16 protein-coding genes are annotated in these 16,300 nt (G+C 37.6%); 7 read left to right on the plus strand and 9 right to left on the minus strand.

Annotation, left to right across the window (positions count from 1 at the left end):
• Both GVN20_RS28920 and GVN20_RS28925 read right to left on the minus strand, forming a co-directional pair.
• A partial coding sequence (locus GVN20_RS28920; protein ID WP_166561682.1) for a Y-family DNA polymerase occupies nt 1-648 on the minus strand: 648 nt, incomplete at its 3' end.
• Nucleotides 648-1,097, minus strand: a complete 450-nt coding sequence (locus GVN20_RS28925; RefSeq protein WP_166561683.1) for a LexA family transcriptional regulator — start codon at nt 1,095-1,097, stop codon at nt 648-650. The genes GVN20_RS28920 and GVN20_RS28925, both read right to left, overlap by 1 nt.
• 386 nt (nt 1,098-1,483) lie before the next feature.
• Between GVN20_RS28925 and GVN20_RS28930 the strand changes: the two genes are divergently transcribed.
• Complete coding sequence (locus GVN20_RS28930) at nt 1,484-2,356, plus strand: type II secretion system protein (RefSeq protein WP_166561684.1); 873 nt, start codon at nt 1,484-1,486, stop codon at nt 2,354-2,356.
• A gap of 244 nt (nt 2,357-2,600) precedes the next feature.
• On the opposite strand, the gene GVN20_RS28935 is transcribed toward GVN20_RS28930, so the two are convergent.
• Nucleotides 2,601-2,984 (minus strand): DUF2958 domain-containing protein, encoded by a 384-nt coding sequence (locus GVN20_RS28935; protein ID WP_166561685.1) that lies wholly within the window; start codon nt 2,982-2,984, stop codon nt 2,601-2,603.
• Nucleotides 2,985-4,267: 1,283 nt separating this feature from the next.
• On the opposite strand from GVN20_RS28935, the gene GVN20_RS28940 reads away from it, so the two are divergent.
• The gene (locus GVN20_RS28940; protein ID WP_166561686.1) at nt 4,268-4,981 is read left to right on the plus strand and encodes a hypothetical protein; all 714 of its coding nucleotides are present in this window, start codon (nt 4,268-4,270) and stop codon (nt 4,979-4,981) included.
• Between the two features lie 29 nt (nt 4,982-5,010).
• Here GVN20_RS28940 and GVN20_RS28945 read toward each other — a convergent pair whose 3' ends face one another.
• The gene (locus GVN20_RS28945; protein ID WP_166561687.1) at nt 5,011-5,493 is read right to left on the minus strand and encodes a hypothetical protein; all 483 of its coding nucleotides are present in this window, start codon (nt 5,491-5,493) and stop codon (nt 5,011-5,013) included.
• A 35-nt stretch (nt 5,494-5,528) separates the two neighbouring features.
• On the opposite strand from GVN20_RS28945, the gene GVN20_RS28950 reads away from it, so the two are divergent.
• The 4 genes from GVN20_RS28950 to GVN20_RS28965 all read left to right on the plus strand — a co-directional run bounded on the left by GVN20_RS28950 (nt 5,529) and on the right by GVN20_RS28965 (nt 11,263).
• On the plus strand, nt 5,529-6,203 hold the full coding sequence (locus GVN20_RS28950) for a hypothetical protein (protein WP_166561688.1): 675 nt from the start codon (nt 5,529-5,531) through the stop codon (nt 6,201-6,203).
• A gap of 37 nt (nt 6,204-6,240) precedes the next feature.
• On the plus strand, nt 6,241-7,821 hold the full coding sequence (locus GVN20_RS28955) for a type IV secretory system conjugative DNA transfer family protein (RefSeq protein ID WP_166561689.1): 1,581 nt from the start codon (nt 6,241-6,243) through the stop codon (nt 7,819-7,821).
• Nucleotides 7,822-8,034: 213 nt separating this feature from the next.
• Entirely contained in the window at nt 8,035-10,887 is a 2,853-nt protein-coding gene (mobF, locus tag GVN20_RS28960; protein ID WP_166561690.1) for a MobF family relaxase, read from the plus strand.
• Nucleotides 10,850-11,263 carry a hypothetical protein gene (locus tag GVN20_RS28965; protein WP_166561691.1) on the plus strand — a complete coding sequence of 138 codons (414 nt, stop codon included), beginning with the start codon at nt 10,850-10,852 and terminating at the stop codon, nt 11,261-11,263. Before mobF ends, GVN20_RS28965 begins: the two co-directional genes overlap by 38 nt.
• 79 nt (nt 11,264-11,342) lie before the next feature.
• Here the strand turns inward: GVN20_RS28965 and GVN20_RS28970 are convergent, their stop codons facing one another.
• A complete protein-coding gene (locus tag GVN20_RS28970; protein ID WP_166561692.1) occupies nt 11,343-12,461 on the minus strand; it encodes a hypothetical protein in 1,119 nt (372 codons plus the stop codon).
• Between the two features lie 34 nt (nt 12,462-12,495).
• The gene (locus GVN20_RS28975; protein ID WP_166561693.1) at nt 12,496-13,377 is read right to left on the minus strand and encodes a DNA/RNA non-specific endonuclease; all 882 of its coding nucleotides are present in this window, start codon (nt 13,375-13,377) and stop codon (nt 12,496-12,498) included.
• Between the two features lie 230 nt (nt 13,378-13,607).
• Between GVN20_RS28975 and GVN20_RS28980 the strand changes: the two genes are divergently transcribed.
• Complete coding sequence (locus GVN20_RS28980) at nt 13,608-14,447, plus strand: DUF932 domain-containing protein (protein WP_166561694.1); 840 nt, start codon at nt 13,608-13,610, stop codon at nt 14,445-14,447.
• A 61-nt stretch (nt 14,448-14,508) separates the two neighbouring features.
• Here the strand turns inward: GVN20_RS28980 and GVN20_RS28985 are convergent, their stop codons facing one another.
• The 3 genes from GVN20_RS28985 to GVN20_RS28995 form a co-directional block, all read right to left on the minus strand.
• Complete coding sequence (locus GVN20_RS28985) at nt 14,509-14,898, minus strand: single-stranded DNA-binding protein (protein ID WP_166561695.1); 390 nt, start codon at nt 14,896-14,898, stop codon at nt 14,509-14,511.
• A 119-nt stretch (nt 14,899-15,017) separates the two neighbouring features.
• The gene (locus GVN20_RS28990; protein ID WP_166561696.1) at nt 15,018-15,953 is read right to left on the minus strand and encodes a toprim domain-containing protein; all 936 of its coding nucleotides are present in this window, start codon (nt 15,951-15,953) and stop codon (nt 15,018-15,020) included.
• Nucleotides 15,953-16,261, minus strand: coding sequence for a hypothetical protein (locus tag GVN20_RS28995; RefSeq protein ID WP_166561681.1), 309 nt, complete (start codon nt 16,259-16,261; stop codon nt 15,953-15,955). The genes GVN20_RS28990 and GVN20_RS28995 overlap by 1 nt, the downstream gene beginning before the upstream one ends.
• Between the last annotated feature and the right edge of the window lie 39 nt (nt 16,262-16,300).

Consider the following 16,300-nt stretch of genomic DNA (forward strand, 5'->3'; position numbering starts at 1 on the left):
TTTTTTTTGTACCCAATTTTTTGATAGTTGCGTGAAATCGTAGGCGGTTCTAACTCCAAGTAAATCAAGCATTAGTGCGTATTTGGGACCAATGCCCCAAACATCACCAATAGGAAAGTTTTTGAGGGCTGAAAGTATTTCCGTTTCATCCTTCAAGTACATTACCCCTTTACTATCAGGTATTTTTTTGGCGACTTTATTGGCCAGTTTTGCCAAAGTTTTGGTAGGAGCAATACCGACTGAAATGGGTATGCCTGTGCATTTTTTGACATTACGGACTATTTCAATTGAGTAATTAGTCAGATTGTAGTTCGGCTCAAAACCTGCAAAATTTAAGAAAGCTTCATCAATGGAGTAAATTTCAATTTCGGGAGTGTAAGCGCTGAGGGTTGTCATAACCCTGTTTGACATATCACCGTACAATGTATAATTGCTTGAATAAACTGCAACTGCGTATTTTTTTAATAATTCTTCCATGTGGAAGGCAGGAGCACCCATTTTGATGCCCAATGCTTTGGCCTCGTTACTGCGGGCTATTACGCATCCGTCATTATTTGAAAGAATAACTACGGGTCTGCTATTGAGTGCAGGGTTAAAAACCCTTTCACAAGAGGCATAAAAATTATTACAGTCTACCAGTGCGAACATTAATACGACTTTTTGATTACGTAGGTAACAACACCCCAAATTATTAATTCATCATCTTCTGTTACCAGAATGGGCTGGAATTCAGCATTGTCAGGCATTAGATATATCTGTTTTTTTTCAATTTTTACCCGTTTTAGGGTAAACTCGCCATTGAGATAGCAAACAACCACAGAATTTGTTTTAGGCTGCAAGGATTTATCAATAATCAAAACATCACCTGGGTAGTAGCCGCTATCAATCATAGAAACACCTTTTACTCTACCATAGAAAGTTGAGGTGGGGTTTTTGATGAACTCTCTATTAAGGTCAATACATTCTTCAAGATAATCTTCTGCGGGGGAAGGAAAACCTGCGGCAATATCACCAACAAAGGGGATTTCTAAACTTGAAATAGCTTTGATGGGCAATATTTCAAGAACTTTTGACGGCGGTATTTTGCGATCTGACATAAATGTTTAGGACATAATGATTAAGAAAAGGGGTAAAGATATTATGAAGCTAAAAGTACATTTTTCTGTAAAAAGAATATATATGCTACTGAAAAGAAAAAAGAAGTATTTATTTAATTAAATAAACGCAATGCCCAACGGCTCTTTGCCTTTTTGGAATGAGGTACGAATGTAAAAAAGGTAATGTGCCGTTACCGCTTTGCTCGGGAGCCGTGGCGCATCGAGAGTAGTCTTCATTCAACCCGTAGGGCTTGGCGGGTGTGGATGGATGCGGAGCAGGAAGCCATAACCGCTTGATTGAGGGCTACGGAGGTGGATTGAAGCATGGCAGTAAAGCCGCCATATTTTATTTGACTTTCGCTGCCCTAATAATTAACAATGGGCTTATGAAAAATAATCTTAAAAATAAAGGGTTTACACTGGTTGAACTCGCCATTGTTATTGTGATAATCGGATTGCTTGTTGGCGGAGTAATGCATGGGCAAGCACTTATTGAATCTGCAAAAGTTAACCGTGCGGTTACAGATTTTAAAAAATACGAAACGGCGATGTTAACTTTTAAAGCAAAATATAATGCTTTGCCAGGGGATATGCTTAATGCATATACTTTTTTTGATGGCAGTGGTGGCAGTAGTGTTTGCGGCGGTAATAATAATTCAAGATTAGGTTGTAATGGCAATGGTGATAGTCTTATTGGTTGGAATGCAGACCACCAAGAAGTTCAGAAAGTTTGGGCACATTTGAATTTATCTAATATCAATAAAGATGTTTCATTATATCCTACCAAAGAGTATAGATTTATGGTTACATCACCAAATCCAAACCCTACTGGTTGGGCAGCTGATACCCCAAATGATAGGAACACCCCATTATCAACTATTACTGAAGGGGCGGTTTTTTCATTAGCTTCACCAAGATTACTTTCTGGCGGGACATATTATGGACAAACTGGCTTGTGGATAAGTTTATCCAAACCAGAATCTAAACCCATTGCGGGTTATTTAGATGATATATTAAATAACGTGGTTTCAGCTGGCACAGCTATGAATATTGATTCAAAAATTGACGATGGTTTGCCAACTACAGGAACCGTATTAGCACTTACAAGATGGGTAGCAGGCAGTGCATGGGAAGTGTGCGCAACTACATATATACCATATAATCAAATGCCCTCTATCGCTCCTTCTGCCTCAATAACATACACGGCAAATCAGCAAAATTTGGCTTGTTCTTTATTATTTAAAACAAGTTTGGAGTAGTGTAATAAATTTATGAATAATATTTATAAAAAATCAGGCTTCACCCTAGTTGAACTTGCGATTGTGATTGTTGGCTTGCTTGTTAGTGGGGTTTTGTAGGGGCAAGCTTTGATAAAAAGCTCCATTTTAAGCTGCTGAAAAGAAAAATATGAAGTTTATTTAACTTTAAAATAAACTTAAACAAACTTCATTGAATTAAATAACTAAGCCCATTACAAAGTAACAGGCTTAGTTTTAAAGAGCCTTACGACCCTTTGTTTTTGTTGGCATAGTGCTGCAATAAAGAAATATCATCAGTGATATATTCATTATGTGAAGCTGCTCTTGAATATACAGTGATTGGAAATTTACCTTCAAAGGATAAATCACGCTCTACGGGTAAACCAAGTTTGCCACGAAGGGCGGTAAGCTCTGCAATTGAAACGCAACCAAGTTCAGGATAGCCCATGCCTAAATCACATAGACCGAAAGCTATATCGGGGTTTTCAGAGTCTATTTCAGAAATTAGCCAAGTACATTGAGCATCTGGTGTAAATAGCTTTACAACTGGTTTGTGGTTTTTACCTCTGTTTTCAGGGCTGCCGTTTTGAAGAAGTATTGTTAGTTGAGATTTTGTAAACAGTTTCATAAAAATTCTCCTTTGTTTGGGGTTACGGTTTACGGGGATTGGAAAACCGACCCTTCAAGCGAGCGAGACTGGAATAAATTTTGGCAGGGCGGGGAATTGCCGTTCAGCACAGCGGGGCAAGGCGAAAATTTTTATAGGTGTAGATGAGCGGGGGCGGTAAAGAACCCGTTGAAAAACCGCTGCCACTAATATAGAGATTTGGAAGTGTGGCTTATATAAAATGAGACGAGAAACTCAAGACAGGTAGTACCAAAGAGGTAAATCTTTTAGACCAATGGAATATTTACCTGTGCAAAATCTGCAATTTTTGAACGCTGAAAAACTTGATGTGATTTGTTAGTGTGAGGGTATAATTGTTTACCAATACTAAAAGCGAGTAGGCAATAAGAAGGGATTTTGCAATTTATGCTTAGTTTGATTTGAAAGTAAATTAAGGCTAAAACACAAAAAACATCTAATATTATATGTTAAATAAAAGAAACAATTGTACTTTTTGCGAAATTTTAAAAATTTTAAAAAATAAATGAGGTTAAATTTTGTTTTTTCAAGATTTGGTTAGATTTTAGCGGAGTAATTGATTGTCTTGCTAAATATTGCTCTTACAAACATATTTACTATACTTTTATCAACCCTTTATTGTAATGTTTTACACTAAAAGTTTCCCCACTTATCCTGCTCTATTATGGTGGGTTCATCGCCAAAAATGGCGAATTTAAGATTTTATGTATGCTCAAACAATTCTTCATGGAGCATACCATATTAAGATTATTCCAAAGATTACATTTGCCCCTACTCTATTACATACCTCCTACCCCACTACTTTACTTTGAAACGCTTATGAAAAGAAAAACCAATTTCATCTAAAACCGATTAAAAGGTAAAAATGCCGTTTTGCCCTGCTTTGCTTGAAAACAAAGTGATGGGAAGATTTTGCCTAAACTCTTAAAAATGCTTTGAAGCATTTGCCCCTTCTACAAGGCCATTACTGGCTTTGGCCGCAAGATATTGCCCTACTTACTCAATGGTCCGCTCTACGATTAAAATATCAGAATTTTTGAAGCTAAAATTTTAGGCAGTTAGTCAAACGTATAATACAATACGTTAGGTAAATCATATTGCTTTTATAGCTCAAAACGACTGAAAATTTACTAATGCAAAAATCTGAGATTTTGCATTAGCGGGTATTTCTGTGCCAAAATTTATGGTTTGTGCTTCTTTTGGCCGCATAAAAGCGGCTTTCAGGGACTTATTTGCTTTGTAAAACAATTTTAAAATCTACTATTATGCCCGTTTTAATTTTAATCATCGCTATTGCTTGCCTAATCATTTTGGCAATGATTCCAGAAGAACAAGCAAGATTATTACCGCCCCCTATTCAATTAATTCGTATGGGTGTGCGGCTTGTACTAAAAACGATTGTTGTTTTGGTTGGTTTATCAATTTTAGGAACGCTTGGATATTTTGGCTTTGAAGCTGCATCTGAGTATCTCGAAAAAAAAGAGGCTGAAAAAATTGAGCTTGAAAACTCACAATTAGCTGATTCAACGGTTGTTGATGCTTCTTATGATGTGAGTTCTGAGGCTGTTGCGCCTGCTTCAAATGAGCCTATCGAAGCTGAAATAGCCAAGTTCAAAAGAGCTGAAAGACGCATTATGTATGGCAGTTGGAGTTTAAAGGATGAAAGTGAATTTCCATATGATTTAGGTGTTTATACCTTCAAAAAAGATGGCTCCTTCTATAAAGAGGACGGTTCAACAGGCAGTTGGGAGTTAGAGATAAGCGGTAATTACACAAACCGTTCAGATTGTGGATATACCTTATTTATACATGAGGTAAAGAAATCAAGACAGTTCTCAATACCTTATTTTAATGAAAAAACTCTGAGTGGTAAAGTTAATGAGTATCACAAGTTTGAGTTAATTAAACGCCTGAATGTTGAGCCTGACCCAAACGCGCAAACGAGTTATCAGCCGACACAAGCTGCCGATGTAAATTAACAATTTGCAAAGGGGTTTTGTAAAATTGGTTAGTGTAGTGCTTGGTCATGCTTAATGCGTTCTTTCAGAGTAAGTTCACGCAGATTATCAATAAGGGCTGAGTTCCACTCTTTAGCGTTTATGTGGGTAAACATAAAGTTGATGCCATAAAGATGAAGGTCCTTTACTTTTTCAAAAGTTGAAAGGCCTTCATCAAAACGCAAGCCTTCTATGAGTGCCCTTGTATAAAAGCCGTCATAAAGGAGAAAAACGCAATTTAGTTTTCCTTGGTCAAAGGCTTGCTGTTTAATTTCAATAATTTTTTCATTGAAAAAAGTGGCCAGATTTAAATTCTTTTTGGCTTTGATACCATTCAAAAAATAATCTCTTAGAGAATATAAGGAGTCATCATAACCGTCTAAAGCTGCTTCAAAATCCGCTTCCAAGGTTGTGAAATCATACAAATAATGATTTTCCTTATCAAACGCCTCTATAAATTCATTAAGCAATTTTCCCATAAAGAGTCCCCTCATAAAATCAATGTTTCATCTTACCAAATTTTAAGACAATGAGCAATGACGATAATACACCGAAAAACCCTGAGTTGTTAAAGGGTAAAACTGATGCAAAACTATATGATGACCAAGGTAAAGTTCTACATGCAGAATCTGTTGCAGCGGCACGGGGACACGAACCCAAGCCAGAAGGGAAATCATATTTGGATCAGGAGAAAAACAAAGATGCAGGCAAAAATAAAAATCAATGGGCAACAACTATCAAAGAGCAGGAGGGCAAAAAGTTGGAAACTGCCAAAACGCAGGGTAATAATGTGCAGAATATAATTAAGGAAGGGAAGCACCCTAAACCGCAACAATCCCATCAGGAAAAAATAGTTCAGCATCGTTTGGCGGCAAGTAATTTTAAAACTGCTGAACATGAACAGAAAATAAGAAATGCCGCAAAATCACCCGTGGTAGCAGAGGCAAAAGCGCAATCCGAACAAATACAAAAAGCCAAAGAAGCGCAAGTAAACAAGCAGGCTCAACCCGCTAAACAAGCAGAAGCACCTGCACAAAAGCAAACTAATAGTGCCCCTGCCCAAGCAGCTAAGGTAGAGCATAAACAGCAAACGCAAGCCCCTAAAGCTGCTGAGAAAGCACCACAGAAAGCAGAAATAAGAATGCCGCCGCAACAACCTAAACCATCGCCAACTCAAACCAAACCCCCTACCCCCAGAAAATAAATTTTCAAATAAATATTCACCACTAAATTTTACAACTATGGAAAATGGTATAAAACAAGATTCATTTTTTGGTTCTCTTTTTGGCAAAAAAAATTCGTTGAATATTGACGGTAATTATCAACGCTCTATCCCGATATCGGTGCCAGATTTTGAGGATGTGAAAAAAGGCAAGTTTGATATGAATCAAACGCTTTTACAATTTACAGATAACCCCAAGGATAGACTGACCATTTCAGATGCCTTTAGAGGAATACAAGTCTTTGGGGCCATCGGCAGTGGTAAAAGTAGTGGCTCAGGCAAGACAATTGCGCTTAGTTTATTACGTAATGGTTATGGTGGTTTGATTATGTGTGGCAAGCCCGACGAATCGGAGACGTGGTTAGAGTATGCTTATGCTGCTGGGCGGGAAAAGGATATTATTATCTTTTCAAAAGATAGTGGCCACGAATTTAACCCGTTGCAATATGAGATGCAACGGCAAGGGAAAGGCGGCGGTGAAACCATGAACTTGGTAACACTTTTTATGCATATAAATGAACTTGGTGAGCGCATCAATGGCGGTGAGAGTAAAGAGGGTGATTCATTTTGGAAAAATGCCCTGCGTAGACTTTTAATCCGAGTGATTGATCTGATTAAGATTTCAGGTGAAGAACTGAGCATTAGGAACATGGTTGAGATTGTAAACTCAGCACCAAGCGGGCAAAATTTTTTGCCATTTTTGGACCAAGTTTCTGACGAAGAACGTGATGAGTGGTTTGAGCAGGGCTACTGCACACAATGCCTACAAATTGGATTTGCGAAATATTCAACGATGAATGCGGAGGAAAAGCAGACCTTCAAAATGGTTTATCGTTACTTCCTCAGAGATTTTGCAAAGCTATATGACGAAACACGCTCAGCGGTTATTGAATCATTTTTGGGTTTGGCCGAACCATTTTTATCTGGGATTTTGGCGAAGCAATTTTCTCAGGGGGTGAACATTACCCCTGAAATTACGCATGAGGGAAAGATCATTATTATGGATTATCCTGTGAAAGAATATTTAGAGGTAGGCATTTTTTCCCAATGTATCATGAAACTTTTGTGGCAGCAGGCCACCGAGCGCCGAAATATAAATGAAAGCCCAATGCCAGTTTTTTTGTGGGTGGATGAAAGCCAATTTTTCCTCAGTGAATACGATATGTTATATATGACCACAGCACGCAGCTCTAGAGCTATTACCTGCTTTTTGACCCAAAATATAAGTAATTACTATAGTGTAATTGGTGGCAATCACCCGAAAGCACGGGTTGATAGTTTGCTTGGGAATTTATGTACCAAGATATTCCACGCCAATAATGACTATGAAACTAATATGTGGGCGGCTAATACCATTGGTAAAAAATTCAAAAGCATGAGTTCTTTCGGGGGTAATATTAGCCCAGGTAGTAACTGGATGCCCTCCCTTGGTACAAACACTGCCGAGCAACTTCATTACCAAGTTGAACCAACCAGATTTACAGTTTTAAAATGTGGTGGAGTAGAAAATGATTTTGTTGTTGAAGGTGTAATTATTACTGCGGGAAAAGTTTGGAGCAATGACCAAAATTTTATTGAGATACCGTTTTTCCAAACGTGATTGCACGATTAAAACCTCCAAGATTTGAGGCGGTCAAATTCATTTAATTAAATAAAAAAGAGTGGCTAAAACGCCACTCTTTTTTTGGGTTGCTCCCCCTTAGCCATCTAAGGAGAGATGTCTGTAAAAAAAATAAAAATAAGATTGACTATAATTAATAAAAACTACTTACTACATTTATATCAGTTATCACTACCAACATTCCTAAAAAAGATGTTACGTATCACTGCAAATACATCACCCGAAGGAGCATCAAAATATTATGATGAAGGTTTATCACGCTCAGATTATTACACTCAAAAAAATGATGTAATAGGAAAATGGAACGGTAAAGCTGCAACAAAATTAGAACTCGGAGAAGATATAACCAAAGAACAATTTGAAGCATTATGTTACAATAAAAACCCAGAAACGCAAGAACAACTAACAGCCCGAAATAATGAAACAAGAAGAGTTGGATATGACTTTACATTTTCAGTACCAAAATCAGTATCAATAGCATACGCAACTACCGAAGATAAAGAACTACTTGAAGCATTCAGAAATTCCGTTCAAAATACCATGAGCCATATTGAAGAAAATATGGAAACACGCATTCGTAAAAATGGAGCATCTGATAATAGAACAACTGGTAACATGGTTTGGGGTGAGTTTATCCATACCACGGCACGACCTGTGGACGGACTTCCAGACTGCCACTTACATGCTCACTGCTTTGCTTTTAATGCAACCTATGACGACCAAGAACAAAAATGGAAAGCAGGTGAATTTGGAAATATAAAAAGTGAAGCCCCTTATTATGAGGCTTACTTTAATTCTATGCTTGCGAATAATTTGCAAAAGGCAGGATATAATTTAGAGCGTAATGATATAAATTTTGAACTGGCGAGTGTATCGAGAGAAACCATAGAAAAATTTTCTCGACGTACCACCGAGATTGAAAAACTCGCCGCTGATAAGGAAATCACTAATGCCAAGGCATTGGATCAACTTGGGGCTAAAACACGAGAGAACAAGCGGGACGGCTTGACGGCGGAGCAATTAAAAAGCGAATGGGCTAACCGACTGACCGAGGACGAGAAAAAAAATTTTGCGACCGCCAAAGGCGGTCCGTTTACTGTTGAAAAGAAAAAACAAATTTCCCCTGACCAAGCAATTGACCACGCTTTAGAACATTCATTAGAAAGAAAATCAGTAGTACAAGAGAAGCAATTACTGACCGAAGCAATGAAACGGGGTTATACCTCATTCAGCCCTGACGAGTTAAAACAAGCCTATGAAAAACGTAAAGATTTAATTTTCGCCAATGAAAATGGTAAAAAAATTCTCACTACTAAAAATGCCCTCAACGAAGAAAATAAATTGGTAAAAACCTGCGTGGAAAGTAAAGGACGTTTTAAGCCCCTTAATGATAATTACCAATTTCAGAATCCAGACCTTAACCCTGAACAAAGAAAAGCCGTTAGCCATGCGCTTGGCTCAAATGATGGAATTGTAATTATTGAAGGTGGTGCGGGAACTGGTAAGACAACCTTAATGAGTGAAGTAAAGGCGGGTATTGAGCAAAACGGGAAACAGATTTTTGCGTTTGCGCCTTCATCAGAAGCATCACGGGGCGTACTTCGTGGAGAAGGTTATCAGGAAGCTGATACACTGGCGGCGTTACTGATTAACAAAAAATTGCAGGAACAAACCAAAGGGCACGTGCTTTGGGTGGATGAAGCAGGCATGGTTGGTAACAAAACCATGAATCAACTTTTAGACTTGGCAAAAACAAACCAGAACCGTTTAATTTTTACGGGTGATACCAAACAACATGCTTCAGTTGAACGTGGTGATGCACTGCGTACCATGCAGCAAAAAGGCGGTATCAATGCGGTGAGGGTAAATGAAGTTGTGCGCCAAAAGAACCAAAAAGACTATAAAACAGCAATGGAATTTATGTCTAAGGGGAATATTGAAAAAGGTTTTAGCAAACTTGATGACATGGGAGCCATTCGGGAAATTGGCGACCGTGAACAAAGAAATAAAGAAATTGCCCAGGAATATTTGCAGGGAATTTCAGAGCGTAAAGGCAAAGGTTTTAAAGATGTTTTGGTAGTGGCTCCGACACATAAAGAGGGCGAAATGGTAACAAGTGAAATACGTCAAACGCTGCGCTCTAAAGGAAAACTTGGCAAAGATGATAAGGAGTTTGAGCGGTTGAAAAACTTGAACTTTACTGAGGCTCAAAAAAAGGATGCGGTAAATTATCAGGCGGGACATTTGGTTGAGTTTCATCAGAACATAAAGGGCTTCAAGGCGGGTGAAAAGTTTGCGGTTACTGGTCGTGATGAGAAGGGGAATGTTCTGGTAAAAATGGCAAGTGAGAAAAACGGAAAAAGTTTACCACTACATGAAGCCAATAATTTTCAAGTTTTTCAGAAGCAAAAAATTGAGCTTTCGGAGAAAGATAAAATCAGAATCACTAAAAACGGAAAATCGGAGGAAGGAACGAAGCTGAACAATGGGCAGATTTATTCTGTGCGTAGATTTGATAAGGAAGGCAATGTTGAACTTTCAAACGGAACAACTTTAAACAAAAATTTTGGCCACTTCACGCATGGCTATGCGGTTACTTCCGATGCTTCGCAAGGAAAGACTGTTGATAAGGTGATAGTGGCGCAAAGCTCTTATTCATTTGGGGCTGCAACTCAGCAACAATTTTATGTATCAGTATCAAGAGCCAGAGAAGCAGTTGCGGTTTATACTGATTCAAAAGCAGATTTGGCAAGGGTGGTAACGGGGCGTTCTGCCGAAAGAATGGCGGCAAGTGATGTAGCTGCATCAGCAGCGGCCAATGATAATAGATTGAGAGAGCAACAAGCTTTTTTAAGCCGCTTGGCACAACTAAGACAAGCTTACACAACGTGGAAACAAAGTAGAGCCTCACAAGCCAGACAGAGGGCTTTTGAAATGGCTAAAAAAGTTGAGGTACAAATAAAACCTGAAAATACATTTACTCAAACGCAAAAACCTGATAATCAGAATGTCAACACTCAAAGAGTTGCTCCAAGAAGAAAATAGGGGAAATAATTTGTTGAAAAAAGAAGCAAACTTTCAAGAATTTGAAGAACTGGAAGAAAATATTGAAAGTGAATTTTGGGGTATTGAACGCATTTTAAGCCGAATGGCTTTGATGCTTGACTTACGCCTTAAAGGTGGGCGGTTTTTAGCCCTGCCCTATTCCTACATGACCAAAATTCAGTTTGACCCTTCGGAAGCCTTGGAGATTTTTGTATCAGATTTACATATAAAAATAAGAGGTAGGAATTTACATAAGCTGTATTCGTACCTACTGAGGCATAAGGTTACTTTTATTCAAGAAAGCTTAACGGGAAATGATTTGATTGATGAAACCGAAACTTTTGTGCGTGAAATAACAGTAGCACAGGTGATGTAGGAAATAAATTACCTGAACTATTGAAAAGAAAAACAAAGTTATTTTAAAGTTATTATATACTTATTTTAAAGTTATTTAATTAAATAATTATTTCCCCAATAGTCTTCTTAATTACTTTCCCAATTTTATTTTCTTGTACTTGAATATAACTTAAATCTAACTTTTCAAAATCAAACTCATTTTTTGAATGAGGGTGTTTTATTAGCCAATGATACGCTACTTTAGTATTTGTCGGAAAAGCTCTTGTTATCAAGAACCCTGATACAGTTGTATATTTATGCAAGGATGAATTATCAAAAAGGCCGTCGCTACTGGTTGAATAGTCTTGATTTTCATTATTGAAATTTTCAAATAGTATATTTCTTTGAGTACCCAAAAGGGCATTATATACATCTTCTGTTGATATACCCTTACCGCTGAGCGAGTTGATACAAACTATAAAAGGTTTATCCAAACTTCCATATTTGGATCCTTTATCCTTAATAGCCCTTCTAATGGAGTCATCACAACCGCCAATAAAACTCCCTACAAGTGTTGTTCCTAATGTACGGCTTTTTTTTATAGAGGCTGGGAATAGTGATATTGAAACAAGAATATCGTCATCTTGATAGGTTATATATTTGTCTCTCTTCTCATAGTAATTATCATTTTTTGATACTGCTCGTTCTGACCCATTTTCTTTTATAGCAATTTCAAGAGATGACTTTAATAAATTTAATTTAGCTTGATTACTGGAGAGGAACGTTATTTCTCTGACACTTACCCAATAATCAGGGCAATGTATTTTTTCAATTAAATCATAAATTGCATTATGTTTATTTCTCAATGACTTTTCTTCTTTAGATTCATCTGTGGCAATTTTTGCTTCCAGATATATTTCTAAATCACCCTTTCGTGCTAAAAAATCAGGGTTTTTAGTTGAATTGGGGACAATAGGATGCGGTGTTAATATAAAACCTTGTTGGAAAAATAGCTCATGAATAAATAACTCAAAAAAAGCGGAATCAAATTGAGACTGAAAATCTCGTTTTAGTTGCCATTTACCGCTGTTTGGGTATCTCGCAAACCAATCGTTCAACATGTTCCTAGCTTTTACAAAGTCTTCAATGGCGGAATTATCGTAAAAATCATAGCTATCATGCTGATGTTTAGCATAATTCAAATTAGTTCTTTCTTTATCTTCAAATAGCTTAACCATATATCAACCCATATTTTATACACCTATAGCAAATCTATTTAATTAAATAAACTTCATCAAAAATTGATTGTATCGTTTGTAAATCAACTTGTTTTTCAATAGTTGCTTGAATGTTTACAGGAACATTTGAGAAAAAATCAAGCCCTGTACGTTTTTCTATTTCATCAACATTAAGCCGATAATTTGACCATTTTTCAATGCCTACATTGTTATTGTTCGGCATCCAAACGGCTATAACACGAGTATTTTCTTGCACTCTTTGAACATCATTTGAGCCAATAGGCAGCACTAAAATTACTTTCCAAAGTACTGCGGGTACAGTGATGCCATTACCAACTGAATTAGCTTTGCCGTTATCGCCCTCCCCCCCTACTCCGTATGTACCTGCAATGATATAAAGTTCATTGCCTTGGGTGATTAAATCACGTGCATATTGTTCCAGTAGTCGCCAAGCTTGCTGATTATGCTTTGGAGCTTGCGGAACAATATTTGAAAGTATGAAGGTGCTTTTATTTTCATCTACGGTGCTATCTCGATCATCAGAGGGGCAAAGATGGCCACGGTCAAAACCGCTATTGGTATAATCGGAATGACGGGCGGCGTACCACCCTTGCGGTAAGCTGCTTTCTGGAATAAAACTACCTGAATATCTATCAACTGACCCTTTCCAAGCGGTCGAAAGATGCCATGCTGCCCAATTTGTTAAATTAGTAGTGCTATTATAGCTCAGGGCATAGGCAGAGCGTTGAATGAGGTAATTTGTTACTGCTATGGGGTTAGATGTTGCATTTGAAGGGTTGCCAAGGGCTAAATGTTCATCACGTGTTGGTGATATAGTTTCAGGGATTATCGGAGAATTATCTTTACAGGAAAAGGTAATAATCAATATGGCAAGTGTGTATAAAAAAGGCTTCACGGCTGTATTTATTTAATGAATATGCTAATTAGCAAAAGTAGTCAGTTTCGTTTTACGAAATTTAACTAATATATTAGTTAAATAGTTTTTAAAAAGAAAAATAAACAAATCACAACTTTTTTATAAAGTTACAATACACTTAAAATAACGTTATTTTAAGTTGTTTTATTCATTATAAATCCGTAATTTTATTTAATCAAATAAGTGATTCATTAATAAATATTACGGCAATGATAACTTTAGAGCAAAAAAATGAAGTAGCACTTGAGCGGGTTTTGTTTCCTGTGGTGCAAACAGAACCCAAAGACCTGTTTCAATCATCAGGTACGGTTTTTGGCTCGCAAATGAGTAGCGCAATTTATGCCCCTACTCTGAATAAGGTTTTACACTTCGGCGGGAAACATTACAAGTTAGTGGATAATGAAACATTGATAATGCCGATTTATCATAGGCTGCTTGGTATGTTTGGGAATGATGGGTTTGAAGTAAAAACTGTCAATGAAGATGACCGCCGCTTTTGGATTCAATTTATTTTGCATGATAAAGCAATCCAAGTAGCTAATAAAGACGTGGTTAAAACCATGATTGAGGTACAAAATAGTTATGACGGCACGATGAAACATTCATTAGGGCTTTCATACTATCGGCAGGTATGCTCAAACGGTTTAATGGCTTGGAGCAAAGAATCATCTGTTAGTAAAAAACATTTTGACGGGTTACAGCCAGAACTTGAATATGCTTTAAATCAATTGGATAAAATTGATGAACAATTACGGAAATTTCGCACACTTACCGAAAGACGGGTTACAGCGTTGGAAGTGGAAGAAATCACCAAGAAAATACGGGAACATTCGGGGCTTTCATTTCCAAAGAAATTGATTGATTTAGCAGCGGAAGGCATTGGTACAGAAGCCGACATAGTTGATGCTCATGTAACGGCTTGGCACGTTTACAATAGCTTTAACGGGCTGTTAAACCATGATGAAAGAATAGGGCTTTCAATGGAGTTGAAAGAAAAAATTGATAGACGGGTGCTTGAAACGATAAGTGAAGAGTTGGTTTTGAATTAGAGTTTAGAAAAACTCAGGTTTTAGGGTAGGGGCTTTAAAGCCCCTTTTTTATTTAATTAAATCATTGTGATTGGGCGGCAAAAGCCTGGCTTATTGCTTCATCTTCGGACTTATCTTTTTTCTCAAAGGTTACTTTTTGAACATAACCCGCAATGATGGTTGCTTGGTTGCGGGTATAGCCTTGTTCATCTTTAAAAGGGCGGTAGCTTAGTGAGCCGATAACTTCAACCCTATCACCTTTTTTAAGGTCTTTGGCGAACTGAATGGCAGCGGGACGGAAAACTAATACTTCATGCCAAAGGGTTTCTTTATCATGCCAGTTACCCGCTTCATCTTTGTAGCTGTCGGTAGTGGCCAGATTTAGGCTAATAAATTTTTTGCCGTTGCTTTCAATGGTTTTGGCATCTTGGCCAAGATTGCCGTTAAGCTCTACACGGTTATTGTTTGCCATATATCCCCCGATTTTATTGGTGATGGAATGACAATAGCAAAACCAAAAACGGATTTCAAGCGGAATATTTATTTAATTAAATGAAGTTAAAACAACATCATTTAAAAGTTACAATAACTTTATTTTAAGTTTGATTTTGTTTCCTTTTTACGCTCAATCAAGGCGGCGTTATAGTCTTTGTGATTGATGTAAAAAGCGTTTTGGGGCTTAAATTGGCAATGTTTGAATTGCTCGGAATAGTTATTGGTGAGTTCAAGCCCTGTTTTGTCATTATCAAAAAACGGGCAAATGGTGGTATAGGCTTTAGCGGTGATTAATTCGGCTGCTTGCTCTTGAAAAGAAACAGAATTGAGAACGATTACATCATCTGAAGGATGTTTGATTTTTTTGTCGGTTAGGTAGCTAAGAAAATCAATAAATCCTTCAAAAACCAAAACGGTTTTACTGCCATTGTCAATATGGCTGATTGCTTTTTCGCCTATGGTGCTTTTAAAAAACGGGTTACGGATTTCATAGCCGTTTTTGGTATTTAGAAAACCTGCGGCAAAGTAGCTTTTACCATTTTGCAGGTTTTTGAAGTGTACTTCTTTCAAGTAATATTTGGCAATGTCTGCATTTATGCCCCGCTCGGCGGTGATGTAAAACATGATTGATTTTGCTCTACTGCCAAAATTTAAAACGGTTTCCAGTTCAAAAGAGGCGGCTTCAACCTCATGGCTCGGAGTAGGGGCGGTGGTTTGGGCTTTGGGCTTTTGAATATATGGATTAAAAAGCGGGGTAAAGCTGTATAAATCATCTAAAAAACTGAGTGCGCCTTTTACATCGGTGTTGCGGTAACGCATGATAAAATCAATGACGTTACCGCCAATGTCGCCAAAATCTTTCCAAATCCATTTTCCACCTAAAAAACTGGTGTGGAAAGAAGGATCATTTTCATTACGAAATGGCGAAGCGTACCAAAGTTCACGCCCTGCTTTGGTTACTTTTTTGGGTTCATGCCCCAATTTTGCAAGGATATCAGGAAGTGAAAGTTGTTTAGCTTGCTCGGTGTTCATTAGATACTTTGCTCACGTTGGAGTTTTTCGGCTATGGCTTCTAAGAACCAAGTATGACGGGAAACTTTACCGATACGTTTTTTAAGCTGTTTATCAATATTGCCTACAAGTTCAGCTTCTAATCGCAATTGAATAAACAATATATTTTCATCCTCTGTATCTGGGTCAATTTCTTTCTTTTTACGACCGCCTTTAGGGGCAGGGGTTGCGGTTAAAGTTCGTTCAGGCTCTAAAGCTCCGCCTTTGATAAGCAATTCGGTTTGTGCCTCGGTTAGCTTGGTTTGGGTTGGTTTTTTTGTTAGTGCCATTGGTGCCTACCTTTAATTTTTACACTTATTTTAACGTTA

The organism is Runella sp. CRIBMP, assembly GCF_009905605.1.
Taxonomy (GTDB): Bacteria; Bacteroidota; Bacteroidia; order Cytophagales; family Spirosomataceae; genus Runella.

Excerpts from the sequence above, each read along its gene's own strand:
- GVN20_RS28925 (WP_166561683.1), bottom strand. The coding sequence starts at position 1,097 with ATGTCAGATCGCAAAATACCGCCGTCAAAAGTTCTTGAAATATTGCCC.
- GVN20_RS28930 (WP_166561684.1), top strand. The coding sequence starts at position 1,484 with ATGAAAAATAATCTTAAAAATAAAGGGTTTACACTGGTTGAACTCGCC.
- GVN20_RS28935 (WP_166561685.1), bottom strand. The coding sequence starts at position 2,984 with ATGAAACTGTTTACAAAATCTCAACTAACAATACTTCTTCAAAACGGC.
- GVN20_RS28940 (WP_166561686.1), top strand. The coding sequence starts at position 4,268 with ATGCCCGTTTTAATTTTAATCATCGCTATTGCTTGCCTAATCATTTTG.
- GVN20_RS28945 (WP_166561687.1), bottom strand. The coding sequence starts at position 5,493 with ATGAGGGGACTCTTTATGGGAAAATTGCTTAATGAATTTATAGAGGCG.
- GVN20_RS28950 (WP_166561688.1), top strand. The coding sequence starts at position 5,529 with ATGAGCAATGACGATAATACACCGAAAAACCCTGAGTTGTTAAAGGGT.
- GVN20_RS28955 (WP_166561689.1), top strand. The coding sequence starts at position 6,241 with ATGGAAAATGGTATAAAACAAGATTCATTTTTTGGTTCTCTTTTTGGC.
- mobF (WP_166561690.1), top strand. The coding sequence starts at position 8,035 with ATGTTACGTATCACTGCAAATACATCACCCGAAGGAGCATCAAAATAT.
- GVN20_RS28965 (WP_166561691.1), top strand. The coding sequence starts at position 10,850 with ATGTCAACACTCAAAGAGTTGCTCCAAGAAGAAAATAGGGGAAATAAT.
- GVN20_RS28970 (WP_166561692.1), bottom strand. The coding sequence starts at position 12,461 with ATGGTTAAGCTATTTGAAGATAAAGAAAGAACTAATTTGAATTATGCT.
- GVN20_RS28980 (WP_166561694.1), top strand. The coding sequence starts at position 13,608 with ATGATAACTTTAGAGCAAAAAAATGAAGTAGCACTTGAGCGGGTTTTG.
- GVN20_RS28985 (WP_166561695.1), bottom strand. The coding sequence starts at position 14,898 with ATGGCAAACAATAACCGTGTAGAGCTTAACGGCAATCTTGGCCAAGAT.
- GVN20_RS28990 (WP_166561696.1), bottom strand. The coding sequence starts at position 15,953 with ATGAACACCGAGCAAGCTAAACAACTTTCACTTCCTGATATCCTTGCA.
- GVN20_RS28995 (WP_166561681.1), bottom strand. The coding sequence starts at position 16,261 with ATGGCACTAACAAAAAAACCAACCCAAACCAAGCTAACCGAGGCACAA.